This is a genomic window from Rathayibacter sp. AY1D5 (assembly GCF_002932515.1).
Classification (GTDB): Bacteria; Actinomycetota; Actinomycetes; order Actinomycetales; family Microbacteriaceae; genus Rathayibacter.
This window is the reverse complement of the sequence record NZ_PSVU01000056.1, coordinates 1-21,738: the sequence shown is the minus strand read 5'-3', so window position 1 is coordinate 21,738 and position 21,738 is coordinate 1. Positions and strand designations below refer to the sequence as shown.

Sequence of the window (21,738 nt, the reverse complement as noted above, 5' to 3'; positions counted from 1 at the left end):
ACGTCGGCCAGCAGCAGACGAGCTCCGCCGAACCCGGCTCGCCCGCCCGGAGCGCCGTCCAGAAACGTCCCGTCGGCCCGAGCCCTGCCGCGTGCACTCGGGTGGCGAGCGCGCCGAAGATCTCGTTCGCCTCGTCGTCGCCCGGCCCGTCGGCCTCGTCCAGGGCGATCGTGAGGACCTGGCCGACGTCGGCGGAGGCGGAGGGCGACCTCGCCGATCTCGCCGCGATCCTCCCGGCGCGCACCGAGCTGGTCGCCACCTGGCGCCCCCGCGACGGGGAGGAACTGCCCGAGGGGACCCTGCATCCGGCGATCGTCGCGCTCTTCGACGCCGCCGGAGACCGCGGTCTGCGGCTCGACGGGGTCGAGGTGCGGCAGACGGTGCTGGGGGAGGGGCCGGAGGACGTGGCGGTCGAGGTGTCGCTGACGGTCGCGGGGTGAGCGCAGGGCGGGAGGCGGGGCGACCGCAGTCGCCCCCGTCTCCCGGTCCCGGTGCTGCTCAGTAGGCGAACTGCCACATGTAGCGGCGTCCCTCCAGCGCGCAGCCCCGGGCCGCGGCCCAGTGGGCGGCGAGCCGGGAGACCAGCGTCGAGTACACGAGCGGTGCGACGAAGGCGCGCTGGGGCGCCGCGATGCCGGGCAGCTCGAGGTCGCGGGAGTCGACGTAGTGGGTCGTCCCGCTGTACTGGTCGAGGAAGCTCCGGGCGCGCTCGCCCATCGGCCGCGTCGCGTCCTCGGCGAGGAGGACGAGGCTCTGCGTCTCGCCGTCGAAGACCTCGAAGGGGCCCTGGAAGAACTCGTCCGTGTTGATCGTCGCGGCGTGCATCCACTGCATCTCCTGCAGGTAGCAGGTGGTGAAGGTCTGACCGGGGCCCATGAGCGACCCGGAGGTGACGAGGTAGGTCACAGGGACGTCCTTCATCGCGGCGGCCAGCTCCTCGGCCCTCGGCTCGAAGGCGGCGACCGTGGCGACCATCGCGGACGGCAGGGCGCGCAGCGCCTCGAGCCGATCCGTCACGTCCACCCCGTCGCGGCGCAGGACCGCGAGCGCGAGCAGCTGCAGCACGAGCTGCGTGCCCTGACCGGTCTGCGCGACGAAGGCGGTGTCGAGGGCGAGCGCGAGCGGTCCCTCCTGCTTGAGGGTCACTCCGACCACGGCGGCGCCGCGCTCCTGCGCCCACTCGCCGGCCCGCACGGTCTCGGGGGTCTCGCCGGTGCCCGAGAGCACGACGACGAGGGCGCCGGGGCCGACCGAGGCGGGCGCGCGGAAGAAGAACTCGTCCGAGTTGTAGGAGGCGGCGGGCGTGATCGCGGCCGTGTCGAGCAGGTACTGAGCGGCCTGGACGCCCATCAGCGATCCGCCCGCGCCGACCAGGAAGACGCGGTCGACCGCGGGGAGGGAGGCGACGTGGTCGTCGATCCGGCTCCTCCCCTGCCGGCCATCGGCACGGCGGACGTCGCCGGGGAGCGGAACCTCTGCGCCACTGACCGCGTCGGGGCGACCGGATGGATCGCCGGCTGCGCGGGAGTGTCGCGGCGCTCTCGGTGCCGAGGTCAGACGGGGCTCGGCTCGACCGCGCCGACGTCGCGGTCGTATGGCGCCACTCCGGGCATACCCGTATGCTGTCACGCATGATAGATGGAGTCGGGGCACAGCTTCGAAAGGGCGTAGCCGAGTTCTGCATCCTGGGGCTGCTCGATACCGTTCCCATGTACGGGTGGGAGCTGTCCACGCGCTTGCAGGAGGTCGGTGTGATCGGGAGCATCGGCACCCTGTACCCGCTCCTGGGTCGGCTGCGGGACCGAGGCTCGATCACCGCAGTCGTCGTCCCGAGTGCGCAGGGTCCGGCTCGGAAGTACTACTCGTTGACCGACGTGGGGAAGGTCGAGCTCGGGCGGTTCAGGGCGGAGTGGCCGTCCTTCGTCGGGCAGGTGAACGAGACGATCGGAAGGGGAACGTCATGAGCACAACGACATCGCCGGCGGCGGCGCGCTACCTCGAGGAGCTGAGGATCGCATTGTCCGGCGTGCCCGCCGACCTCCGGAGTGAGATCTGGAGCGGGATCGGCGAAGAGCTGGACGGCCTCGACGACGATGCCGCGCGTGAGCGGATCGCTGAACTGGGAAGTCCCTCTCGGATCGCGCAGGCCGCCGGCGGATCGCTCGCTGGGGGCGGCGGGCCGATCTTCGACCGCCCCTGGTTCGCCGTCGTCGCCTCGCTGGTCTTCGCCTTCGGCTGGCTGGTGATTCCCGGATTCGGCTGGCTCCTCGGCGCCGTCGCGATTCTCCTCTGCTCGTCCTGGACCGTCTCGGAGAAGAGGGGGGCGCTGGTGATCCCCGTCGTCGCTGCCGTGGTGGTCGGCGGGGCGATCGGGCTCTACTACTGGCTGTCGGCGATGCCGAGTTCCGGTATGACGACGTGGACGGTCCTGGCTGGTGCGTGGCTGGTCGGGGGTGGCACCAGCCTTGTTCTCGGGACGCGACTGTGCGCCCGCTTCGTGAGGACGCGGCGGGCGCACAGCGCGTTGGAGTGAGCCGGATGAGCTCTGCTCGTCAGCTCCAGCTCACCGTTGCGGCTCCTCCGGAGACCGTCAGGCGCAACTCGAAGGTCGTGTTGTAGGGGACGCCGCACATCTGCGCGTTGATGAGCATCTGCGCGCGGTTGGCGAGCGGTCGGCCGAGGTAGTTGAGCGACGAGCCACAGGCTCCCCCGATCGTCCAGGCCGGGCCCCACGGGTTGGCGGTCACCGTGTTGCTCGACAGGTTGTAGGAGGTGTAGAAGCTCATGCTCACCAGTCCGACCCAGGTGTCGATCTTGCAGCCGTTCCGCGCGGACCCGCTCACGGAGCACTCGCTGATGCCGCGCGTCTTCACGTCAGCACCTTCTCCTCCGATGCGGACGACACTGACGGATCCGTCCTCATAGGTGGAGATCGTGTAATCGCCATCAGGACGCTTCTCCTCGACCACCTTCCTTACCGTTATTTCCGTGGATCCGGGGCAGTTGTAGGCTCCGGAACGCGCCAGGGGTCCCGGGTATGGCTGACCGCCTTCAGCCGACTGATGGCACGCCGTGATTAGCCGCCCGGGACCCCGCAACGGCAGGACCGCTCATTGAGAAACGCGACCAGATCGCCCCGTAAGGACATGCCGGCAAGGTCGTTCACGGCGCACCGCACCCTCAACGGAAGGACCCTGCGTGCCCCAACTCTGGGCCGGTATCGACGCCGGCAAGACCGAACACCACTGCGTCGTCATCGACGCCAACGGAACCAAGCTGCTCTCCCAACGGTTCAAGAACCGAGAAACGGCGATCCTGACCCTGATGGGAGACGTCGCCTCCCTGCCAGGCGGCACCGACGTCGCCTGGGCAACGGACCTCAACCACGGCGGGACAGGGCTGCTGCAGACGCTCCTGCACTCGCATGCGCAGCCGCTGTTCTACATCTCAGGCCGCGTCGTGCATCACGCCTCGGGCGCCTACCGCGGCGAAGCCAAAACAGACGCGAAGGACGCGGTCATCATCGCCGACCAAGCGCGGACCCGGCGAGACGTGACGCTGATGCGCCAGGCCGACGAGGTCACGGCGGAACTGCGCCTGCTCTCGGCGCGACGAGAAGACCTGGTGCACGATCGCACCCGCGCCGTGAATCGCCTGCGCGCCATCCTGGTCCACTACTTTCCGTCGCTCGAGGGGGCATTCAACTACGCGACGACCAGGGGACCTCTGGTGCTGCTCACCCGGTACGCGACCCCCGGTGCGATCCGGCGCATGGGGGAGAGCCGGCTGGCGGCGTGGTTGAAGGGACAGGGCTGCTGGAAATCCGCGGCGGTCGCGAAGACGGCGGTGGAAGCCGCGCGCGAGCAGACATCGGTCGTCGTGGGGGAGGGGGCAGCGGCTCGGCTGGTGAGCCGGTCCGCGCGTGATCTCCTCCGCATCCGCGACGAGGTCGCCGAGCTCGACGGGGAGATCGAAGCCGCTTTGCAGGACAGCAGATCCGCGGATCTTCTGGTGTCGATTCCTGGGTTCGGGCGCAGGCTCGCCGCGGATTTCCTTGCCGCGACCGGTACTGACCTCGCCGCGTTCGAGACGCCCGACCGGTTGGCCAGCTTCGCGGGTCTCGCTCCCGTGCCGCGGGACTCCGGGAAGATCTCCGGCAACCATCACCGGCCACGTCGCTATGACCGGCGGCTGTTGAACGCCTGCTTCCAGGCGGCGTTCATCGCGTCGAGGAACTGCCCGGTCTCGCGCTCGTTCTACGATCGGAAACGCCAGGAGGGGAAGTCGCACAAGCAGGCTCTGATCGCTCTCGCCCGGCGCCGTATGAACGTCATCTGGGCGATCTTCCGTGACCAGACGACCTTCAACCCCACCCCGCCCCGGCCGAACGATCCCGTCACCCCGCTTCTGCAGCACGGTCCAGAGTCGCCATCGAGGAGCAGACCCACCATCGCCCTTGCGGCCGCCTGACGCGTCTAGGTGAGGAGTTCGGTCTGGATCCGGGCGGCGACGGCCTCGCGGAGGGGGCGGACGTTCTCGGTGCTCCAGTCGGTCGGGTCGGGGAACTTCCACTCCAGGAATCGGCCGGTCGGCGTTGCGGGGAGGGTGAGGCCGGGCTTCATGGTGATGACGATGTCCGCGTTCTCGAGGTCCTCGACGGTGACGGCGCGGGGGATGTGGTTCCTGATGTCGAGGCCGAGCTCGGCGACGGTCGCAGCGATCGCGGGGTTCACCGTCTCGGCGGGGGAGAGACCGGCGGAGGTGGCGGTGTAGCGGTCGCCGGCGAGGACTTCGAGCAGGCCTGCGCCGAGTTGGGAGCGGCCGGCGTTGTGCTGGCAGAGGAAGAGGACGGTGGGCTTCTCGGTCATGCGGGGATGCTGCTTCCGGTGGTGGTGCGGGTCCAGGTCTGGGTGGCGATCTGCACGGCGTCCCAGGGGGAGCCGAGCGGGGGTGTGTAGGAGAGGTCGAGGTCGGAGACCTGCTCGACGGTGAGCCCGGCGAACAGGGCGGTCGCGTACGTGTCGACGCGCTTGGCGGTCTCGGTGCCGAGGCGTCCGACGAGCTGCGCGCCGAGCAGACGTCCGTCGCGGGTGTCGCCGGTGATGCGGATCGTGATGGGCTGCGCGCCCGGGTAGTAGCGCTTGTGGTCGTCCGCGACCGCGCTCGTCGTCGCCGGCGCGAAGCCCGCGGCGAGGGCCTCGTGCTCGCGAAGGCCGGTGCGGGAGGCGACGAGGTCGAAGACCTTCACGACCTGCGTGCCGACCGAGCCGGCGAACCGGGCATCGCCGCCGAGAGCGTTCTCGCCGGCCACCCGTCCCTGCTTGTGGGCCGTGGTGCCCAGCGGCAGGTAGGTGCTGCCGAGCAGACGGTGGTGCGTGGTCACTCCGTCGCCTGCCGCGAACACGTGCGGCAGGCCCGTGCGCATCGCCTCGTCGACGACGACCGCGCGGCCGGCGCCGAGAGACGCTCCGGCGCGGGCGAGCAGGTCGGTGTTCGGCTTCACGCCGACGACGAGGAGGACGACGTCAGCGGTGCGGGTGAGAGGTGTGCCGTCGTGGTCGGCGTGCACGGCGAGGCCGGTGGCGGTCTTCTCGATCGAGGCGACGGTGGTGCGGGTGAGAACCTCGACGCCGCGCTCGGTCAGTTCGGTGTGGACGAGGGCGCCGAGTTCGGGGTCGAGGGTGGAGAGCACTTCCGGGCCGCGCTGGAGCTGGGTGACTCGGAGGCCGCGGACGGTGAGGGCTTCGGCCATCTCGAGGCCGACGTAGCCGGCGCCGACGATGATCGCGGTCTGCGGGTCTCGACTGTCGAGGAACCGCTCGAGCGCGAAGGTGTCGCCCATCGAGTGCAGCACGTGCACTCCGTCCTCCGGCCCCAGTGCGTCCACTCCCGCGATGCCGGCGGAGGAGGCGAGGGCGCCGGTGCCGACGATCAGCTCGTCGTACCCGATCCGGTCGAGCGAGCAGTCGGGGGTGCGGACGGTGAGCTGCTGCCCGGCGACGTCGATGTCCGTCGCGAAGGTGTCCAGGCGCAGGGTCATGCCGGTGGCTTCGAGATCGGCGTGGCTGCGGTGCGCAAGCGACTGCCATGGCTGCACCTCGCGGGAGAAGTAGTACGGGATCCCGCAGATGGAGAAGTTCGGGTACGAGTCGGCGACGACGACGGTCACGTCGACGGACGGGTCGAGCTCGCGGGCGCGCAGCGCGGCGGAGATCCCCGCGTCGCTGCCGCCGATAGCGACGAGATGCATCAGATGGGCCTTTCGAATCAGACGTGTGAAGAGGTCGAGGTGGCCGGGACCACAAGGTCCCCGGCGGCCCGGGCGGCGCCCGGGAAGAGGAACACGGCGATGCCGACGCCGATCGCGGCGCCGACGAGCTGCGCAGCGACGAACGGCAGGACGGAGGCGGGGGCGATGCCGGCGAAGGTGTCGGTGAAGACGCGGCCGAGAGTCACGGCGGGATTCGCGAACGAGGTCGAGGACGTGAACCAGTACGCGGCACCGATGTACGCGCCGACCGCGGCCGCCGCGAGCGGGCCTCGGTGCGTACGGGCGAGGGAGAGGATCACGAGGACCAGGCCCGCGGTGGCGACGACCTCCCCGAGCAGGTGCCCGGCAGTGACCCGCTCCGTCGTCGCGATCGAGGACGGGATTTCGAACATCGCATTCGCGAGGACCGCGCCGCCGATGCCTCCGAGCAGCTGCGCGCCCACGAACACCGCCAGCTCCCGCCCCAGCAGGCCGGTGCGGTCGCGACGACCGAGGACCGCGTCCACGGCGGAGACGAGCGGATTGAAGTGCGCCCCCGACACCGGGCCGAGAGTGAGGATCAGCACCGCCAGCCCCAGCGCGGTCGCGAGGGAGTTCTCCAGCAGTTGCAGACCGACGTCGTCCGGGGAGAGCGTCTGAGCGGCGATGCCGGAGCCGACGACGATCGCCACGAGCAGACCGGTGCCGAGGAACTCGGCCACGGCCCGACGAGCGAGCGGAGGAGGGGAAGTGGTGTCCATGTCGTCGGCCATCTTGACCGCTCACGATCACTCAGTCAAGATTGAGTCAATGAACACCGAGCGAACCGAACTCGAAGCGCGCGCCGCCCGGCACGCCGCCCTCAGCGACCCCGCGCGCCTGCGGATCACCGACCTGCTCACCCTCGGAGACCTCGCGCCGCGGGAGCTGCAGGACCGTCTTGGGATGCCCTCGAACCTCGTCGCGCACCACCTCGCCGTCCTCGAGCGCGAAGGCATGATCCTCCGTCGCCGCTCGGAGGCGGACCGGCGCCGCAGCTACGTCCATCTGATCCCCGGGGCGTTCGACCAGCTCGGGCCCTCGACCACCGCCGCAGCGCGGCGAGTGCTGTTCGTGTGCACCGCGAACTCCGCCCGCTCCAAGCTCGCCGCGCAGCTCTGGGCGCAGCGCAGCCCCATCCCCGTCGCCTCCGCCGGCACCCACCCGGCCGCCGCGGTGGCCGCCGGAGCGATTGCGACCGCCGAACGCCACGGCCTCCCGCTACCCGAAGGAGCCCCGCAGCAGCTCGCGGACGTCGCCGCCGACACAGACCTCGTGATCACCGTCTGCGACGCCGCGCACGAGGAACTCGGCTCGGACGCGCTGCACTGGTCGATCCCCGACCCGGTACCTGCCGGCACGGATGCCGCGTTCGATGCGGCCTACGACGAGCTCGCCGCGCGCGTCGACGCTCTCGCGGCGAGGGTCACGGCCGCCTGATCAGACGCGGGTGAGCATCCCGGCGAGGGAGTCGAGCGCGCCGGGGACGAGGGAGAAGTACGCCCACGTGCCGCGCTTCTCGCGGGCCAGGATCCCGGCGTCCACGAGGATCTTCAAGTGGTGCGACACGGTCGGCTGACTCAGCCCGACCGGCTCCGTGAAGTCGCACACGCACACCTCGCCCGAGCTGCTCGACGCCACGATCGACACCAGGCGGAGCCTCGCCGGATCCGCCATCGCCTTCAACGCTCGCGCCAGCAGCTCCGCGCCCTCGGCGCTCAGCGGCTCGCGCGCGAGCGGCGCGCAGCACGCGGCCGCCGCCGCGGTGAGAGTCAGCTCGGTCGTCGCCATGCCTCCACCCTCCCACACATTGACAGCCATCGATATGCCGGGGCAGACTCGATCCATCGATGACCGTCGATGTTGAGGAGTGCACCTGATGACCCTGCTGCTGACCGTCCCGCCCCGCACCGACGAGCGCCGCCTCACCGGCCTGCCCGTCGCCGTCATCGGCGCCGGCCCCGTGGGTCTCGCCGCCGCCGCGCAGCTGCTCGAGCGCGGCCTCGACGTCATCGTCTACGAGGCGGGTGAGAGCGCAGGTGCCGCTGTGCAGCAGTGGGGTCACACTCGCTTGTTCTCCCCGTGGGAGTTCCTGGTCGACGCGGCCGCCGGGCGCCTGCTCGACGCCGCCGGCTGGGAGGCCCCCGCAGCGAAGAAGCTGCCCACCGGGCACGAGTTCGTCCGCGACTACCTCGCTCCTCTCGCCGCGACCCCGGAGCTCGCCCCGGTCATCCGCTACCGCTCCCGTGTCACCGCCGTCTCTCGTGAGGGCATGGATCGCACCCGCTCCACCGGCCGCGCTGCGACCCCGTTCCTGCTGCGCCTGGACACTCCGGAGGGCGCCGTCGACGTCACCGCGCGCGCGGTCATCGACACCTCCGGCACCTACTCCACGCCCAACGCGCTCGCCTCCGCGGGCCTTGACCCAATCGGTGTCCTTGATGTCGCGGAGCACCTCAGCCACGCACTGCCGGACGTGCTCGGTGCGGACCGTGCCCGGTTCGCCGGGAAAAGCGTCCTCGTCGTCGGCGCCGGCCACTCCGCCGCGAACACCCTGATCAAGCTCGCTCGACTCGCCCGCGAGGAACCGGAGACGAGGATCACGTGGGCGATCCGCGGCACGAGCCCGGTGCGCGTCTTCGGCTCCGGCGACGACGAGCTCGAGGAGCGCGGCAAGCTCGGCGGCACCGTCCACCAGCTCGTCCGCGACGGCGCGATCACCCTCCTGGACCGCTTCGAAATCGACCGCCTCGAGAAGACCCCCTCCGGCGGCGTCACGGTGATGGGGCGCCGCCGGAAGGAGCGCGAGAGCGTGGAAGTCGATGTCGTGGTGCAGGCCACCGGGTTCCGGCCCGACCTCGACATGCTGCGCGAGATCCGCGTCTCCCTGGACGAGATCGTGGAAGCACCCCGCGCCCTCGCCTCGCTCATCGACCCGAACCTGCACTCCTGCGGCACCGTCGACCCCCACGGCGTCGCGGAACTCGCCCACCCCGAGCCGAACTTCTTCATCGCCGGGATGAAGTCGTACGGCCGTGCGCCGACCTTCCTGCTCGCCACCGGCTACGAGCAGGTCCGCTCCATCGCGGACGAACTCGCCGGCGATCACGCCGCCGCCCGGCGCGTCCAGCTCGTGCTCCCCGAAACCGGCGTCTGCTCCACCGACATCGGATCCGCCGGAGGGAGCTGCTGCTCATGACCGCGATCCGGCCGATGACCCCCGGAGACTGGGCGGCGGTCGAGACGATCTACCGCGAGGGGATCGCGACCGGGCACGCCACCTTCGAGGCCGAACCGCCCACGCGGGAGGCGTTCGACGCGGGGAAGCTCGACGTCGGGCGCCTGGTCGCCGTCGACGGAGAACAGATCCTCGGCTGGGCCGCGTTGTCGAAGGTCTCGGCCCGCCCCGTCTACCGGGGCGTGGTCGAGCACTCCGTCTACATCGCCGCCGCTGCACGTGGCCGCGGCGTCGGATCGAGGCTGCTGGCCGCGCTCATCGCCGCGGCGGACGACGCGGACCTGTGGACGATCCAGTCGAGCATCTTCCCCGAGAACACCGCCAGTCTCGCCCTCCACGACCGCGCTGGATTCCGGCGTGTGGGCATCCGGGAGCGCATCGCGCAGATGACGTACGGGCCGGAGGCTGGCCGCTGGCGCGACACGATCCTCATCGAGCGGCGGCGCCCGTGACGCCGTGACTCGTCCAGGATCCGCGTGTATCGTGATCGTCACAACGGGCCGGTTCCCGGAACGTTGCCAGCCGAAGACCCCGCCTAGCGGGGTCTTCGTTTTTAAGGCGTCCAGATCCGGTCGTGCGACGTCGACGCGTCGATCAGAGCGCCCAGGCGCGTCATCGTCGCCGCGGACTTCGGGTGCGTCTCCGTCACCGTCTGCCGACGCCGGTGCAGGTAGATCGCGAGGTCGGCCGCCTGCACCCCGGCGGCGTTCCTCGAGGACGCGAACTGGATCGGGGAGGAAATCAGGTTAAGGCGGCTCGTCAGGTAGCCCGGCGTGCCCAGTGACCGGTAGCTCTCGAACTGCCGCCGGTGCTCCTCCTGCGTCGCGATCTCGTCGGCGACGACGATCACCTCCTCGGTATCGAAGGAGAAGACGTCACGGCGGTACTCGTTCACCCGCTCGAGCAGGTGCTGCAGCACGATCTTGTGCGGCTGCTCCGGGTACCGGTACCGGGCGTTCAGGCGCTTCACGTCCACGCCCCGGAACAGGTAGCGGACTTCTGCCTCCTGCGCGATGCGCAGCGCGGCCGCGTAGATGCCCGCCGCCTCACGATGCTTCCCGCGCAGAGGAGCCCACTCGCCGGCGCCGCCCATCAGCTCGTGCCCGTGAAACTCGACATCCGCCGGCACCCCGTGATCCGCGGCGATCTGCTCCCGGAGAGCGGCGTAGCCGTGCTCGAGCTGCTCCCACTTCTCCTGTGTCGTCACGGCAGCGCCGATGAAGTAGAAGTCCTGTGTGTAGGACTCGTCCAGGTACGCGATCAGCACCCCGTCATCATGTCAGCGACCCCCGCCACCACTGGCGGCAGAACAGCCCGGACGGGCCGCTCCGGACAGCTCAAAGGCGCGAGCATGTCGCAGGAACACACATGCTCGGGGTGCATGGAGAGCACCCGATCGATCGGCTGTCACCGCTTGCGCGCGTCGGCGTCGAGGGTCTGCTGGAGAAGTCGGAGAGCCTTAGGTCCTACCCCATGGAGGGTCGCGAGGTGGTCCAGGCCCACCCGCCGCAGGTCGTCCGCATCGTGCACGCCCGCTTCCTCGAGCGCGCGGGAGGCCGGGGCGCCGATGGCGGGTAGCTGTCGAGACGGTTCCATAAGTCCGACCCTACGAACCGAACTGCTGCCCCGATAGCCGATGTCATCGCTCACCTCGGCACGCCTGCGCCAGGCTGCGGCGCTACTGCGGTCGTGTTCGTTCGCCTCATCCCACGGATCGCAGCGGATCGAACTGCCGTGAAGCCGTCGAAGGACAAGCGGGAACGCTTAGCCAGGGCGCCGGTATCCCGCTGCGTCGAGGACCGCCGGCGTCATTCAGGGCGGGTTGCGCACTTGAACGTCAGGAGCGGACGAGCCGCGCGATGGCGTCGGAGGCTTCTTGCAGCTTGATCTTCGCTTCGTCGCCGCCGGCTGCGGCGGCCTCGAGGACGCAGTGGTTCAGGTGGTCGTTCAGGAGACCGAGCGCGACGGACTCGAGGGCGCTGGTCATCGCGGAGATCTGGGTGAGGATCTTGATGCAGTACTGCTCGTCTTCAACCATGTTCTGCAGGCCGCGAGCCTGCCCCTCGATGCGGCGAAGGCGGCGGAGGTACTGGTCCTTGTCGGAGATGTAGCCGTGGGCGCCGGTGATGTCGGTCTGCTCGCTCGTCTGCTCGGTCACGGTGTCCTCATCCCCCGGGTGCTGGTGCAGCTCGTCCGCTGCTGCGCGGGGCGGACGGGTACGGAGGGGGTTTTCAGCCGCTCCGGCTGCTTTCTGCATACTCTAGGGGGGTATGCATGGGCGTCCCTTCTGATGCCCTCGGACGAGTGACGAGCAGTGTCGGAGGTGTGGATCATGAGCGACAGCGTCGTTTCTAAGCTGTCCGCGCCGCTGATGCGCGCGGTGGTCGTGGTGCTGACGTTGGCGGCTCTGCTGCTGGGCGTGTTCGCGATGCACTCGATGATGGGCAGCCATTCCGACGCGTCTGTGTCCGCAGGACACACGCATGCGCAGACCGATGCTCACGCCGACCCGGTAGCTGCGTCGACAGGCGGGATGGCTCTCGTGGCTGGCGCCGATCAGGGCGCGGTCGTGCCGATGGTGCCGTGTGATGACAGTTGCGCGATGGGGTGCGCTCTGATGGCGGCGACGTGCGTCATCGTCTTCTTCCTCGCGTCCCTGATCCTCCTGGCCCGGGTGCCGGCGCTGTTCGCGCGCGTGCTCGACGCGGGTCCGCGTCTTCTGCTGCTCGTTCCGCGCGCGAAGTTCCATGTGTATCTGCCGTCGTTGACGGTGTTGTCGATCAGTCGCACCTGATTCGCCTGTCGTCGCAGCGTCCGCTGCGACCTCATCACCCCGCCCGCAGGGCGCGGTTCCGGCGATTCCTGCTACCGACTGAACGGATACGACACTCATGAACAACAAGCGCACTCTTCTCGCCTCGACTCTCGCTCTGGCGACCGCAATTACTCTGGCCGCCTGCTCGGACAGCTCCGGCACGGGCGGCATGGAGGGGATGGACCACAGCAGCTCCTCCTCGTCCGCGTCCGCGTCGCCGTCTTCGACTGCTGCGGCGGAGGCGGACTTCAACGATCAGGACGTGATGTTCGCGCAGATGATGAAGCCCCACCACGAGCAGGCGGTGGAGATGGCCGACATGATCCTCGCGAAGGACGGCATCAGCACCGACGTCACCGACCTCGCGACCCAGATCAAGGAAGCGCAGGGTCCGGAGATCGCGCAGCTCGAGGAGTGGATCAGCGCGTGGGGCGCTGAGGACTCGATGTCGGGCATGGATCACAGCATGGACGGGATGATGTCCGACGAGGACATGTCCTCGCTGGAGAGCGCGACCGGCGCCGAGGCGGAGACGCTGTTCCTCGAGCAGATGATGATGCACCACGAGGGCGCCGTGGAGATGGCGCAGACCGAGGTCGACGAGGGCCAGAACGCGGACGCCATCGACATGGCGAACACGATCGTGCAGACCCAGACCGAGGAGATCGCAACCATGCAGGATCTCCTCGCGTCCCGCTGACCCGTCTTTCTGACGCCCCTTCCCCCTCCTGGGCAGGCGGAGCGCTGCTGCGTCGCGCCCGTGCGCGCTACCGCCGCGCCCCGGTGGGGGTCGCCGTACCTGGCGATCCCCACCCTCTACTTCTTCGCGCCCTCTGAGGGCGCTCGAACCAGAAACGTCCCCCTATGCACCGCCTTCCTCTTCACCCCCGTCCGCTTCGCTCGGGAGTCGCCCGGTGAGCGCCGCGTCGACGCCGACGAGCGACCCGCGCCGCCGCGACGTGCACCGCACCCGAACCCGCACCCGCGATGCCTCCCCGCGGCAGGCTGCGCTCACGCTCGGACGCCGGGTGACGTACACGGCGCCCTCGCGAGCCGACGCGCAGGCGTTGCAGCACGCCGCCCGCGTCGCGGCCCGCCCGCGCCCGGCCCCGCCGGGCACGGCCACGATGCGGCCGCGCCTGGCTGGGATGTCCGCGATGACTCTCGTCACGATGATCGCGGTGACCTCCTCCATGCCCGCGTTCGCCGTCGACGGCACCCCGACCAAGACCACGACCCTGGCCGTCAGCGAGGCGCAGCCGCAGACGTTCGTCGCGGCCGGCGCGGTGCAGCTCACCGTCACCCGGGACACGTTCGGCGCGGAAGCCAAACCCGAGGTGCTGGTGACCGCCGCCGTCGCCACGGAACTCGTGGACGACGCATCAGAAGAGTCCGCCGCATCCACTGAGGACAGCGAGGTCGCGTCCGCTACCTGGCGGGTGCCGGTCGCGGGGCGCATCTCGAGCACGTTCGGTCCTCGCCCGGATGCCCCGGTCGCGGGCGTGAGCGCGTTCCACAAGGGCACCGACCTCGCCGCCCCCTGCGGAACCCCGGTGGTCGCAGCGACTGGCGGCACGGTCGAGGAAGCCGGCTACGCCGGCAGCTACGGCAACTGGATCCTGCTGGCGAGCAGCGACGGCATCGAGACCGGCTACGCGCACAACAGCGACCTGCTCGTGGACGTGGGTGACACGGTCGCCGCCGGCGACCTGATCGCTCTCGTGGGCTCCACCGGCGCCTCCTCCGGCTGTCACCTGCACTTTGAAACGCGCGTGGACGGGAGCCCCGTGGACCCGGAAGGCTTCATGAGCGATCTGGGTGTCGGCCTTGGCTGAGCATTGCGGGCACCGCTCGCGCCGCACGCGGCGTCTCGCCGTCATCGTCGGCGCCGCCGTGACGGTGGCGCTGCTCACCGGCTGCGTTTCGTCAGGCCGCGTGGAGACGGGCGCGCTCGTGGCCGCGCCGGCAGGGTTGGAGCACGTGCACGGGCTGGGCTGGGATCCGGTGACCGGGCTCACCTACGCGGCTGCGCACTCGGGAGTGTGGGTGATCCCCACCGACACCCTCCCGGACACCTACCCGGCCAGCCCCACCCCGACCGACGACGAAGCGGGCGGAGGGCCGGTCGCCGGCCGGGCGCAGGACACGATGGGGTTCACGATCACCCCGGAGGGAGTGTTCTACGCCTCCGGGCATCCCGACCCCGCCGACAGGTCCGCGCCAGGACCCAACCTGGGTCTGATCCGCAGCATCGATGCGGCCGCGACCTGGGAGCCGGTGTCCCTGAGTGGGGAGACGGATTTCCACGACCTCGCGACCGTCGCTCTCACCGATGCGGCGACCCGCGTGTACGGGTACGACGCGAGCCGCGGCGTCATCCTCCGCAGCGACGACTCCGGCGCCGCATGGACCCCGTCTGCGCAACTGCCGCTGCGCGATCTGACCGTGGACCCCGAGCGTCCCGACCGGGTGTTCGCGACGACCGAGACGGGCTTACAGGTCAGCGAGGACGCCGCGGTCACGTTCCGGCCCGTCTCCGGCGCGCCCGCCCTGTTCCTCGTGGACGGCAGTGCCGGCGGGCAGCTGGTCGGTGTCGACGTCGACGGGACGTTGTGGACGGGAACTCTCGAGGGCTCCTGGCAGAGCCACGGAACCCTCGAGGGGCAGCCGGAGGCGTTCGCGCTCGTCGACGGCGAAGAACAGTGGGTCCTTGCCGCCGACGAGCGCGGAGTGGTCGCCTCCGGCGACTACGGGCGCACCTGGACGGTACTGCGGCCCTCCTCGTGACGGACTGGGCTGGTGTCGCGTTCGCGCGCGGCGCGGGTGCTGGCCTGCGGGGACAGCTCCAGGCGGCGCAGCAGCTGCGCGTTCACGGCGACGACGACCGTGGACGCGGACATCAGCAGAGCCCCGACCGACATCGGCAGCACGAACCCGATCGGCGCGAGCACTCCCGCGGCCAGGGGGACGGAGAGGAGGTTGTAGCCGGCCGCCCACCACAGGTTCTGCTTCATCTTCCGGTAGCTGGCCCGGGACAGCTCGATCACGGACAGCACCGACCGGGGGTCATCGGAGGCCAGGATCACCCCGGCGGATGCGATCGCGACATCGGTGCCTGCGCCGATCGCGATTCCCACGTCGGCCTGCGCGAGAGCGGGAGCGTCGTTGACGCCGTCACCGACCATCGCGACCCGTCGGCCCTCGCGCTGCAACTCGATGACCTTCGCGGCCTTGTCCTCCGGCTTCACGCCGGCGAACACCCGGTCGATGCCGAGCTCCTCGCCCACGGTGCGGGCGACCGCTTCCGCGTCGCCGGTGATCATGACCACCTGCACGCCGATCGCGTGCAGCGCGTCGACAGCCTGCCGGGACTCCTCCCGCACCTCATCCGCGAGCCCGAGAGCCCCGATGACCCGACCGCCGGCGAGGACGTGGAGGATGATCATCCCCTCCGCCTCCCACGCGCGCGTCTGCTCGAGCGCGGCAGCGTCGTGCGCGCGCAGCATCGACGGACCGCCCACGCTCACCGCACGCCCCTCGACCTGCGCCGTGACGCCGACAGCGGTCGACGCCTGGAAACCGGTCGCTGCCGGCACCCGCACGCCGCGGCTGTTCGCGGCTGCCACGATCGCCCGAGCGAGAGGGTGCTCACTGTCCGCCTCGACCGCCGCAGCGACCGCGAGCAGCTGCTCCTCGTTCACCCCGTCGACAGTGTGCACGGCGGCGAGCGTCGGCTCGCCCTTGGTCAGGGTGCCCGTCTTGTCGAACAGGACCGTGGTCACCGTGCGCATGCTCTCCAACGCGAGACGGTCCTTGACGAGGACGCCGCCCTTCGCGGCCCGCTCGGTCGCGATGGACACCACCAGCGGGATCGCGAGTCCCAGCGCGTGCGGGCACGCGATGACCAGAACCGTGATGGTGCGGATCACCGCCTCGTCGGGACTGCCCAGCAGCGACCACACGATCGCGGTGATCACTCCCGCGCCCAACGCGAACCAGAACAACCACCCGGCGGCAACATCAGCGATGCGCTGCGCCCGGGAGGACGAGTTCTGCGCCTCCGTGACCAGGCGCTGGATGCCGGCGAGAGCGGTGTCGTCGCCGACGGCCGTCACCTCCACCCGCAACGCCGTGTCCGTGGCGACCGTGCCGGCCACGACCATCGATCCCGGGCCGCGACTGACCGGGCGGGACTCCCCGGTGATCATCGACTCATCCACGTCCGCGGTGCCCTCCAGCACCCGGCCGTCCGCCGGCACCCGGCCGCCGGGACGCACGACCACGACATCCCCCTGCACCAGGTCCGCGGGAGACACCTTCTCCACCTCACCCTCGCGCACCCGCTCCGCCTCATCCGGCAGCAGCGCCGCGAGAGAGTCCAGCGCCGAGGACGTCTGCGCGAGAGAGCGCATCTCGATCCAGTGCCCGAGCAGCATGATCACGATCAGCAGCGCCAGCTCCCACCAGAAGTCCAGCTCGTGATCCAGCAGCCCCGCGCTCGCACCCCACGACGCGAGGAACGCGACCGTGATCGCCAGAGCGATCAGCAGCATCATCCCCGGCGTCCTCGAGCGCAGCTCCGACACCGCCCCCTGCAGGAAGGGCCGGCCGCCCCAGACGTACATCACCGTCCCGAGCACCGGCGAGATCCAGCCGACCCCCGCAACGTCGGGGAGGGAGTAGCCCAGGATCATCGAGAACATGCCGCTGAACACGACCACCGGCACCGCGAACACCAGCATGATCCAGAACAACCGCCGGAACTGGCCGACATGATCGCCGTGGCCGCCGTGGCCGCCGTGGCCGCCGTGGCCGCCGTGGCCGCCGTGGCCGCCGTGGCCGCCGTGGCCGGCAGCGCCCGCCGTCATGTTGTGGCCTGCGTGAGGATCAGGCGCTCCGCGCATCTGGTGCCCGGCGTGCCCGTCAGGGGCCGTACTCACGTGATGACCTGTCCTTCCCGCGTCGACGTCGCGTGCTTCGACGGTGCGGTGAGCACTCTCGTGCTCGTCATCGTGCAGGTGGTGCTGCGCCATCATGACTCCTTCCGGCCGCTTCCGGCCTGATCCGACGGTATACCCCCCGGGGGTATCAGACAACGGGGTGATCGGGCGGAAGATTCCCGACTTGACCGAAGATGTCGGGGCAGGGGCAACGCACCACATCGATACGGGATGGGTTGGGCGGGTGCCTAGGCTGAGCGCATGAGTGACTCCAACCCGTCTGGCACGCCGTCGCCCGTCCCGGAGCGCCCCCGCTGGGTGAAGGTGTTCATGGTCGTCGTCGTCGTCCTCGCGATCGGCTTCATCGTCGTGCACCTGCTCACCGGCGGCGGGGCGCAGATGATGAATCACTGATGATGCTCGGCCCGCGAGCTCGCCGAGTCGCCCTCACCGTCCACGTCCTGGTGTCCGTGGGCTGGTTCGGCGCGGTGGGCGCGTTCCTCGCGATCGCGCTCGTCGGAGCGACCAGCAGCGACCCCTTCACGGTCCGAAGCGCCTACTTGGCGTTGGACCCGCTGGGGACGTTCGTCATCATCCCGTTCGCCCTCGCCTCCCTCGCCACCGGAATCCTGCAAGGCCTCGGAACGCACTGGGGACTGGTGCGCCACTACTGGGTGGCGATCAAGCTGTGGCTGAGTGTCTTCGCAACCGCAGTCCTCCTGCTGCACACGCGCCTCATCGAGACGATGTCCCTCGCCGCCCGCCACGGGCTCATCCCCTCCACGCTCGAGGGAACCCGCACGCAACTGGTCGTCGCGACCGCCGGCGGCGCCGTCGTTCTCGTGGTTATCACCGCCCTGTCCGTCCTCAAGCCTCGCGGCCGCACCCGGCTCGGGCTGAGAGCAACCCGAACGACCTGACCGGCGTTGAGTTCCGGCGTGTCAGCGCCGAGACAATGAGGAGGCGCGGGGGTGATCGCTGCCCGGGCGCAGCGCTATCCAGAGCCCGCACCGCCGGCACACGTACGCGGCGCCATCGTTGAGTGCGTGAACCTGACGTCGACGGCGGGCCCGTCCGCAGCAGGAACAGGTGACGGAGGAATCAGGGTTCACGGGCAGCGATCGCTTCCACGAGCTGCTCCGTCGTCGGAAGACCCGCCAGCCCGCTCGGCGTGAAGTAGATCCGACAGGCAAGATCCGTGGTCCGCCCGCCCGACGGGAACAGGTCTTCCCCGTCGAGGGTGATCGTCGGGGAACCCGCGAAAGCGACGCCGGCGGCGTCCTCCGGTGTCGCCAGAAGCCGGTAGGTGACGGGGATGTCGGAGTGGCCGGTGGACTTCAGCGCCTGGTCCAGGCGAGGGCCGACGTCCTTCCAGTTCGGGCAGTCGTCGATGTGAAGAACCTCGATCATCATTCTCCGATCATCCTCCCGCCGTGCGCGTCGCACCCGAGGAGAGCACTTCTGAGGTTGAGGGTGTCTGCCCCGGAACATCGATCGTCAGCCCGCTCGTGGCTCGCCTGTCGGCGCCCGCTCTAGTCATCGTCATCGTCGTCTTCTACGAGCTCGCCTTCCCAGGCCTCGCGTCCCTCGTGAATGGCGAAGAGAGCGATGACGAACCCTGCAACCGGGTCAAGCCACGCGGCTCCAGTGAGGGCGTAGAGGACGAGCCCGACGAGGGTGGAGACGCTCAACAGCACGCAGATCCGAGTCTCCGCTGCGTCCGCGAGGATCAGGGGGTCTCCGAGCCTCTTCCCGACACGCGTTTTCACCGCCGCAAGGACCGGCATGACGATGATCGAGAGGATCAGGAGCACGATGCTGACCGGGGAGGACTCGGGAGCGTCACCCGCGATCAGGCTGCGGATGCCCTCGATGCTCACGTAGGCGGCGAGGAGGAAGAACGTCACGGCGACGAACTTCAACGTGCGCCGCTCCTTCGCTTCGTCCGCCTCACCATGCCGCAGCCGCGCCGCCAGGCGCAGCCCTACCAGCACGGCGGCGATCGACTCGATGCCGGAGTCGATGCCGAACCCGATCACGGACACGAGTCCCGCGGCGATACCGGCCGCGATCGCGACGATGCCCTCGATGACGTTGTAGGCGACGGTGAATTGCGCCAGGCGCAGCCCGCGTCGGGTCAGCTGTTCGGTCTCGGCGGGGGTGAGTGCGCTCATTCGGTGGTCCTCTCGGGGCGGGGGTGACGGGTCAGATGGGGAGGACGAATCCGTTGATCAGGTTCTGGAGGCGGTAGATCAACTGGGTCCACAGGCCGCTGACCATGGCGGTGCCGATGAGGATGAGTAGCCCTCCGCCGAGGAGGTTGATGGTGCGGATGTGGCGTTTGAGGAAGCTGGTCGCGGTGGCGGCCCAGGAGAATCCGAGGGCGATCAGCAGGAACGGCAGTCCCAGGCCCAGGCAGTACAGCAGGCCGAGGAACGCGCCGCGGCCGGCGGAGGCGCCGTCCAGGCTCAGCGCGGAGATCGCGGCGAGGGTGGGCCCGAAGCAGGGTGTCCAGCCGAGCCCGAACACCACACCGAGCAGGGGTGCTCCGGCGAGTCCGGTCGCGGGTTTCCAGCGGGGGCGGATGGTGCGTTGCAGGAACCGGACCTGCCCGATGAACACGACGCCCATGAGGATCACGAGCACTCCGAGGATGCGGGTGACGGTGTCCTGCCATTCGAGCAGCCATGTCCCGAGGGCGCCGAACGCGGCGCCGTAGGCGATGAAGACGACGGCGAAACCGGCGATGAACAGGCCCACTCCGGCGACGAGGCGGCGCCGGCTGCCTGTGGCGAGGTCGGGGTTTCCGCCGATGTAGGCGAGGTAGCCGGGGACGAGGGGGAGCACGCACGGGGACGCGAACGAGACGAGGCCGGCGAGGACCGCGATGGGCGCGGCGAGCAGGAGTTGGCCGCTGAACACAGCCTCTCCCCAGTTCACGAGGCCGCCTCCGCGATGGTGTCCGCGATGAGGGTGTCGAGGATGGAGCGGGCGGTGACCCGGCCGAGGATCCGCGCGGCGGGTCGGCCGTCGACGTCGAGCACGAGGGTGGTAGGGACGGCGTTCGCGGCGAACTTCCCAGAGAACGCGAGGGCCACGGCGGCGTCGGTATCGATGATCGAGGGGTAGGTGATGCCGTAGGTGTTCGCGAACGAGGTGGCGGTGTCGGCTTGGTCGCGAACGTTGACACCGAGAAACGCCGCTCCGTTCCCGTCGTACTGCTCGTGCAGCGCTTGCAGGTCGGGTGCTTCGGCGCGGCAGGGGGCGCAGGCGGCGTACCAGAAGTTCACGACGAGCACCTGCCCGCGGTAATCCTCGGAGCTGATCGCGTCGCCCGTTTCGCTCGTTCCGGCGAAGTCGACCGGCTCGCCGCGGCTGCCGACAGGCCATTCGATGACGGTGCCGTCACCGGCGACGTAGTTCTTGTTCGACCCGCCGCGGTACTGCTCCGCGAGGTCGTCCCGCGCGCATCCGCTGGTCCCGATGCCGATCATCGCGAGCGGGGGCAGGGCCAGCAGGGCGCGGCGGCTGAGGGCGCTCACGAGGCGAGAGCGGCGTCGAGAGCGGCCTGGATGTCTTCGAGGCGTTCGAGCTGGATCGCCTCGTCGTTGACGAAGATCGTCGGCGTGCCCTGCACCCCCAGGTCCTTGCCCGCCTCGAAATCAAAGCGCACCCGCTCGAGCGTCGACGGGTCGGCCACATCCGCGTCGTACTGCTCCAGGTCGAGGCCGATCTCCTCCGCGAAGCCGCGGAACACGTCGGCCTTGGAGTCTTGGCTCTCGCCCCAGCTCGCCTGCGTCTGGAACATCCGGTCGTACATCTCCTCGAACCGGTCCTGCCGCGCTGCTGCCTCGACGGCGAGAGCGGCATTCTCGGAGTTGCGATGCGAGGGAATCGGGAAGTAGCGGGTCGCGAAGGTGACCCGGCCTGCGTACTCCTCACGCAGCTGCTCGATGGTCGGGTAGACGGCCGCGCAGACCTCGCACTCGAAGTCGAGGAACTCGACCAGCGTCACCTTCCCGTCCTCCGCCTGATCGAGCATGTGGGTGTTCTGCTCGAGGACGGGCGTCGCGGCGGCGACCTCTTCGCGGGAGGCGGAGAAGGGCCGGAAGATCGCGATCGCGGCGATGACCGCGACGACGAAGACAGCCGCGGCGATGGCGATCAGGTTGACCTTGGTGCTGGTTTTCACGGGTGGTGCTTTCTGTCAGGCCGGTGGTCGGCAGAAACAAGGGGACGGCGCCGTGATCCGGCGAACGGTGAGGCTCAGGGCTGCGCCTCGATCAGGTTTCGCTCGTCTGTGGTTGGGGCGCGTCCGCTCTGCCGAAGACCTGCAGGAGGGCCCAGCCGGCGATGCCGCAGGTGGTGAAGATGTCGGCGACGTTGAAGATCGCGAACCAGTCGACCGCGATGAAGTCGACGACCTCTCCGCCCAGCGGCGTGTCCGCGGCTCGGC

At 69.9% G+C, this 21,738-nt stretch carries 28 protein-coding genes; 13 read left to right on the top strand and 15 right to left on the bottom strand.

Annotated elements, in window-relative coordinates; all coding sequences use genetic code 11:
* The first annotated feature begins 170 nt into the window (after window positions 1-170).
* Window positions 171-440 carry a hypothetical protein gene (locus C5C82_RS14675; RefSeq protein WP_146086001.1) on the top strand — a complete coding sequence of 90 codons (270 nt, stop codon included), beginning with the start codon at window positions 171-173 and terminating at the stop codon, window positions 438-440.
* Between the two features lie 58 nt (window positions 441-498).
* Here the strand turns inward: C5C82_RS14675 and C5C82_RS14670 are convergent, their stop codons facing one another.
* Window positions 499-1,629 carry an SIS domain-containing protein gene (locus C5C82_RS14670; protein ID WP_258066141.1) on the bottom strand — a complete coding sequence of 377 codons (1,131 nt, stop codon included), beginning with the start codon at window positions 1,627-1,629 and terminating at the stop codon, window positions 499-501.
* Between the two features lie 2 nt (window positions 1,630-1,631).
* Between C5C82_RS14670 and C5C82_RS14665 the strand changes: the two genes are divergently transcribed.
* Together C5C82_RS14665 and C5C82_RS14660 are read left to right on the top strand one after the other, a co-directional pair.
* Window positions 1,632-1,964, top strand: coding sequence for a PadR family transcriptional regulator (locus tag C5C82_RS14665; protein WP_104250299.1), 333 nt, complete (start codon window positions 1,632-1,634; stop codon window positions 1,962-1,964).
* Window positions 1,961-2,533: a hypothetical protein gene (locus C5C82_RS14660; protein ID WP_104223941.1), complete on the top strand. Its 573-nt coding sequence runs from the start codon at window positions 1,961-1,963 to the stop codon at window positions 2,531-2,533. The genes C5C82_RS14665 and C5C82_RS14660 overlap by 4 nt, the downstream gene beginning before the upstream one ends.
* A 19-nt stretch (window positions 2,534-2,552) precedes the next feature.
* Here the strand turns inward: C5C82_RS14660 and C5C82_RS14655 are convergent, their stop codons facing one another.
* On the bottom strand, window positions 2,553-2,873 hold the full coding sequence (locus tag C5C82_RS14655; RefSeq protein ID WP_104266540.1) for a hypothetical protein: 321 nt from the start codon (window positions 2,871-2,873) through the stop codon (window positions 2,553-2,555).
* A 325-nt stretch (window positions 2,874-3,198) separates the two neighbouring features.
* On the opposite strand from C5C82_RS14655, the gene C5C82_RS14650 reads away from it, so the two are divergent.
* Window positions 3,199-4,470 carry an IS110 family transposase gene (locus tag C5C82_RS14650; RefSeq protein ID WP_235577278.1) on the top strand — a complete coding sequence of 424 codons (1,272 nt, stop codon included), beginning with the start codon at window positions 3,199-3,201 and terminating at the stop codon, window positions 4,468-4,470.
* A gap of 5 nt (window positions 4,471-4,475) precedes the next feature.
* On the opposite strand, the gene C5C82_RS14645 is transcribed toward C5C82_RS14650, so the two are convergent.
* The 3 genes from C5C82_RS14645 to C5C82_RS14635 are packed head-to-tail and all read right to left on the bottom strand — an operon-like array spanning window position 4,476 to window position 7,011.
* Window positions 4,476-4,868, bottom strand: coding sequence for a low molecular weight phosphatase family protein (locus C5C82_RS14645; RefSeq protein ID WP_055794495.1), 393 nt, complete (start codon window positions 4,866-4,868; stop codon window positions 4,476-4,478).
* Window positions 4,865-6,250 carry an FAD-dependent oxidoreductase gene (locus tag C5C82_RS14640; protein WP_055794493.1) on the bottom strand — a complete coding sequence of 462 codons (1,386 nt, stop codon included), beginning with the start codon at window positions 6,248-6,250 and terminating at the stop codon, window positions 4,865-4,867. The genes C5C82_RS14645 and C5C82_RS14640 overlap by 4 nt, the downstream gene beginning before the upstream one ends.
* A 17-nt stretch (window positions 6,251-6,267) precedes the next feature.
* On the bottom strand, window positions 6,268-7,011 hold the full coding sequence (locus C5C82_RS14635; RefSeq protein ID WP_181028834.1) for an MIP/aquaporin family protein: 744 nt from the start codon (window positions 7,009-7,011) through the stop codon (window positions 6,268-6,270).
* Window positions 7,012-7,060: 49 nt separating this feature from the next.
* Here C5C82_RS14635 and C5C82_RS14630 point away from each other — a divergent pair, with 49 nt between their 5' ends.
* Window positions 7,061-7,729, top strand: coding sequence for a helix-turn-helix domain-containing protein (locus tag C5C82_RS14630; protein ID WP_055794490.1), 669 nt, complete (start codon window positions 7,061-7,063; stop codon window positions 7,727-7,729).
* Here the strand turns inward: C5C82_RS14630 and C5C82_RS14625 are convergent, their stop codons facing one another.
* Window positions 7,730-8,080 (bottom strand): helix-turn-helix transcriptional regulator, encoded by a 351-nt coding sequence (locus C5C82_RS14625; RefSeq protein ID WP_055794488.1) that lies wholly within the window; start codon window positions 8,078-8,080, stop codon window positions 7,730-7,732.
* 88 nt (window positions 8,081-8,168) lie between these two features.
* On the opposite strand from C5C82_RS14625, the gene C5C82_RS14620 reads away from it, so the two are divergent.
* Together C5C82_RS14620 and C5C82_RS14615 are read left to right on the top strand one after the other, a co-directional pair.
* Window positions 8,169-9,488 carry an FAD-dependent oxidoreductase gene (locus C5C82_RS14620; RefSeq protein WP_055794485.1) on the top strand — a complete coding sequence of 440 codons (1,320 nt, stop codon included), beginning with the start codon at window positions 8,169-8,171 and terminating at the stop codon, window positions 9,486-9,488.
* Entirely contained in the window at window positions 9,485-9,979 is a 495-nt protein-coding gene (locus tag C5C82_RS14615) for a GNAT family N-acetyltransferase (protein WP_055794483.1), read from the top strand. The genes C5C82_RS14620 and C5C82_RS14615 overlap by 4 nt, the downstream gene beginning before the upstream one ends.
* Before the next feature lie 101 nt (window positions 9,980-10,080).
* Here the strand turns inward: C5C82_RS14615 and C5C82_RS14610 are convergent, their stop codons facing one another.
* Both C5C82_RS14610 and C5C82_RS14600 read right to left on the bottom strand, forming a co-directional pair.
* Entirely contained in the window at window positions 10,081-10,794 is a 714-nt protein-coding gene (locus tag C5C82_RS14610) for a DUF3800 domain-containing protein (RefSeq protein WP_055794482.1), read from the bottom strand.
* Between the two features lie 570 nt (window positions 10,795-11,364).
* Window positions 11,365-11,685 (bottom strand): metal-sensitive transcriptional regulator, encoded by a 321-nt coding sequence (locus C5C82_RS14600; protein WP_055794478.1) that lies wholly within the window; start codon window positions 11,683-11,685, stop codon window positions 11,365-11,367.
* 174 nt (window positions 11,686-11,859) lie between these two features.
* Between C5C82_RS14600 and C5C82_RS14595 the strand changes: the two genes are divergently transcribed.
* From C5C82_RS14595 to C5C82_RS14580, 4 genes are all read left to right on the top strand, one after another.
* The gene (locus C5C82_RS14595) at window positions 11,860-12,321 is read left to right on the top strand and encodes a hypothetical protein (protein WP_146078443.1); all 462 of its coding nucleotides are present in this window, start codon (window positions 11,860-11,862) and stop codon (window positions 12,319-12,321) included.
* A gap of 97 nt (window positions 12,322-12,418) precedes the next feature.
* Window positions 12,419-13,042, top strand: a complete 624-nt coding sequence (locus tag C5C82_RS14590; RefSeq protein ID WP_104257772.1) for a DUF305 domain-containing protein — start codon at window positions 12,419-12,421, stop codon at window positions 13,040-13,042.
* A 457-nt stretch (window positions 13,043-13,499) separates the two neighbouring features.
* Window positions 13,500-14,177 (top strand): M23 family metallopeptidase, encoded by a 678-nt coding sequence (locus tag C5C82_RS14585; protein ID WP_146083184.1) that lies wholly within the window; start codon window positions 13,500-13,502, stop codon window positions 14,175-14,177.
* Window positions 14,170-15,129 (top strand): F510_1955 family glycosylhydrolase, encoded by a 960-nt coding sequence (locus C5C82_RS14580; RefSeq protein ID WP_146078441.1) that lies wholly within the window; start codon window positions 14,170-14,172, stop codon window positions 15,127-15,129. Before C5C82_RS14585 ends, C5C82_RS14580 begins: the two co-directional genes overlap by 8 nt.
* On the opposite strand, the gene C5C82_RS14575 is transcribed toward C5C82_RS14580, so the two are convergent.
* On the bottom strand, window positions 15,090-17,210 hold the full coding sequence (locus tag C5C82_RS14575; RefSeq protein ID WP_258066140.1) for a heavy metal translocating P-type ATPase: 2,121 nt from the start codon (window positions 17,208-17,210) through the stop codon (window positions 15,090-15,092). The two genes, C5C82_RS14580 and C5C82_RS14575, sit on opposite strands and share 40 nt — an antisense overlap.
* Window positions 17,211-17,543: 333 nt before the next feature.
* Here C5C82_RS14575 and C5C82_RS17670 point away from each other — a divergent pair, with 333 nt between their 5' ends.
* Entirely contained in the window at window positions 17,544-17,696 is a 153-nt protein-coding gene (locus C5C82_RS17670) for a hypothetical protein (protein WP_157603228.1), read from the top strand.
* Window positions 17,696-18,202: a DUF2269 domain-containing protein gene (locus C5C82_RS14570; protein WP_219812359.1), complete on the top strand. Its 507-nt coding sequence runs from the start codon at window positions 17,696-17,698 to the stop codon at window positions 18,200-18,202. Before C5C82_RS17670 ends, C5C82_RS14570 begins: the two co-directional genes overlap by 1 nt.
* A 181-nt stretch (window positions 18,203-18,383) precedes the next feature.
* On the opposite strand, the gene C5C82_RS14565 is transcribed toward C5C82_RS14570, so the two are convergent.
* From C5C82_RS14565 to C5C82_RS14540, 6 genes are all read right to left on the bottom strand, one after another.
* Window positions 18,384-18,695, bottom strand: a complete 312-nt coding sequence (locus tag C5C82_RS14565) for a hypothetical protein (RefSeq protein WP_055794463.1) — start codon at window positions 18,693-18,695, stop codon at window positions 18,384-18,386.
* Between the two features lie 119 nt (window positions 18,696-18,814).
* Window positions 18,815-19,456 (bottom strand): cation diffusion facilitator family transporter, encoded by a 642-nt coding sequence (locus tag C5C82_RS14560; RefSeq protein ID WP_055794460.1) that lies wholly within the window; start codon window positions 19,454-19,456, stop codon window positions 18,815-18,817.
* A 31-nt stretch (window positions 19,457-19,487) separates the two neighbouring features.
* Window positions 19,488-20,222 (bottom strand): cytochrome c biogenesis CcdA family protein, encoded by a 735-nt coding sequence (locus C5C82_RS14555; protein ID WP_055794458.1) that lies wholly within the window; start codon window positions 20,220-20,222, stop codon window positions 19,488-19,490.
* Window positions 20,219-20,824, bottom strand: a complete 606-nt coding sequence (locus C5C82_RS14550; protein ID WP_104233615.1) for a TlpA disulfide reductase family protein — start codon at window positions 20,822-20,824, stop codon at window positions 20,219-20,221. The genes C5C82_RS14555 and C5C82_RS14550 overlap by 4 nt, the downstream gene beginning before the upstream one ends.
* Window positions 20,821-21,474, bottom strand: coding sequence for a thioredoxin domain-containing protein (locus C5C82_RS14545; protein ID WP_082481720.1), 654 nt, complete (start codon window positions 21,472-21,474; stop codon window positions 20,821-20,823). Before C5C82_RS14545 ends, C5C82_RS14550 begins: the two co-directional genes overlap by 4 nt.
* Before the next feature lie 91 nt (window positions 21,475-21,565).
* The gene (locus tag C5C82_RS14540; RefSeq protein ID WP_258066142.1) at window positions 21,566-21,718 is read right to left on the bottom strand and encodes a signal peptidase II; all 153 of its coding nucleotides are present in this window, start codon (window positions 21,716-21,718) and stop codon (window positions 21,566-21,568) included.
* Window positions 21,719-21,738: the final 20 nt, after the last annotated feature.

Bases quoted from the DNA above. Each gene is read 5' to 3' on its own strand.
- C5C82_RS14665 (WP_104250299.1), top strand. From the start codon at position 1,632: ATGATAGATGGAGTCGGGGCACAGCTTCGAAAGGGCGTAGCCGAGTTC.
- C5C82_RS14660 (WP_104223941.1), top strand. From the start codon at position 1,961: ATGAGCACAACGACATCGCCGGCGGCGGCGCGCTACCTCGAGGAGCTG.
- C5C82_RS14645 (WP_055794495.1), bottom strand. From the start codon at position 4,868: ATGACCGAGAAGCCCACCGTCCTCTTCCTCTGCCAGCACAACGCCGGC.
- C5C82_RS14640 (WP_055794493.1), bottom strand. From the start codon at position 6,250: ATGCATCTCGTCGCTATCGGCGGCAGCGACGCGGGGATCTCCGCCGCG.
- C5C82_RS14635 (WP_181028834.1), bottom strand. From the start codon at position 7,011: ATGGACACCACTTCCCCTCCTCCGCTCGCTCGTCGGGCCGTGGCCGAG.
- C5C82_RS14630 (WP_055794490.1), top strand. From the start codon at position 7,061: ATGAACACCGAGCGAACCGAACTCGAAGCGCGCGCCGCCCGGCACGCC.
- C5C82_RS14625 (WP_055794488.1), bottom strand. From the start codon at position 8,080: ATGGCGACGACCGAGCTGACTCTCACCGCGGCGGCGGCCGCGTGCTGC.
- C5C82_RS14620 (WP_055794485.1), top strand. From the start codon at position 8,169: ATGACCCTGCTGCTGACCGTCCCGCCCCGCACCGACGAGCGCCGCCTC.
- C5C82_RS14615 (WP_055794483.1), top strand. From the start codon at position 9,485: ATGACCGCGATCCGGCCGATGACCCCCGGAGACTGGGCGGCGGTCGAG.
- C5C82_RS14595 (WP_146078443.1), top strand. From the start codon at position 11,860: ATGAGCGACAGCGTCGTTTCTAAGCTGTCCGCGCCGCTGATGCGCGCG.
- C5C82_RS14590 (WP_104257772.1), top strand. From the start codon at position 12,419: ATGAACAACAAGCGCACTCTTCTCGCCTCGACTCTCGCTCTGGCGACC.
- C5C82_RS14585 (WP_146083184.1), top strand. From the start codon at position 13,500: ATGACTCTCGTCACGATGATCGCGGTGACCTCCTCCATGCCCGCGTTC.
- C5C82_RS14575 (WP_258066140.1), bottom strand. From the start codon at position 17,210: ATGACGGCGGGCGCTGCCGGCCACGGCGGCCACGGCGGCCACGGCGGC.
- C5C82_RS17670 (WP_157603228.1), top strand. From the start codon at position 17,544: ATGAGTGACTCCAACCCGTCTGGCACGCCGTCGCCCGTCCCGGAGCGC.
- C5C82_RS14570 (WP_219812359.1), top strand. From the start codon at position 17,696: ATGATGCTCGGCCCGCGAGCTCGCCGAGTCGCCCTCACCGTCCACGTC.
- C5C82_RS14565 (WP_055794463.1), bottom strand. From the start codon at position 18,695: ATGATGATCGAGGTTCTTCACATCGACGACTGCCCGAACTGGAAGGAC.
- C5C82_RS14560 (WP_055794460.1), bottom strand. From the start codon at position 19,456: ATGAGCGCACTCACCCCCGCCGAGACCGAACAGCTGACCCGACGCGGG.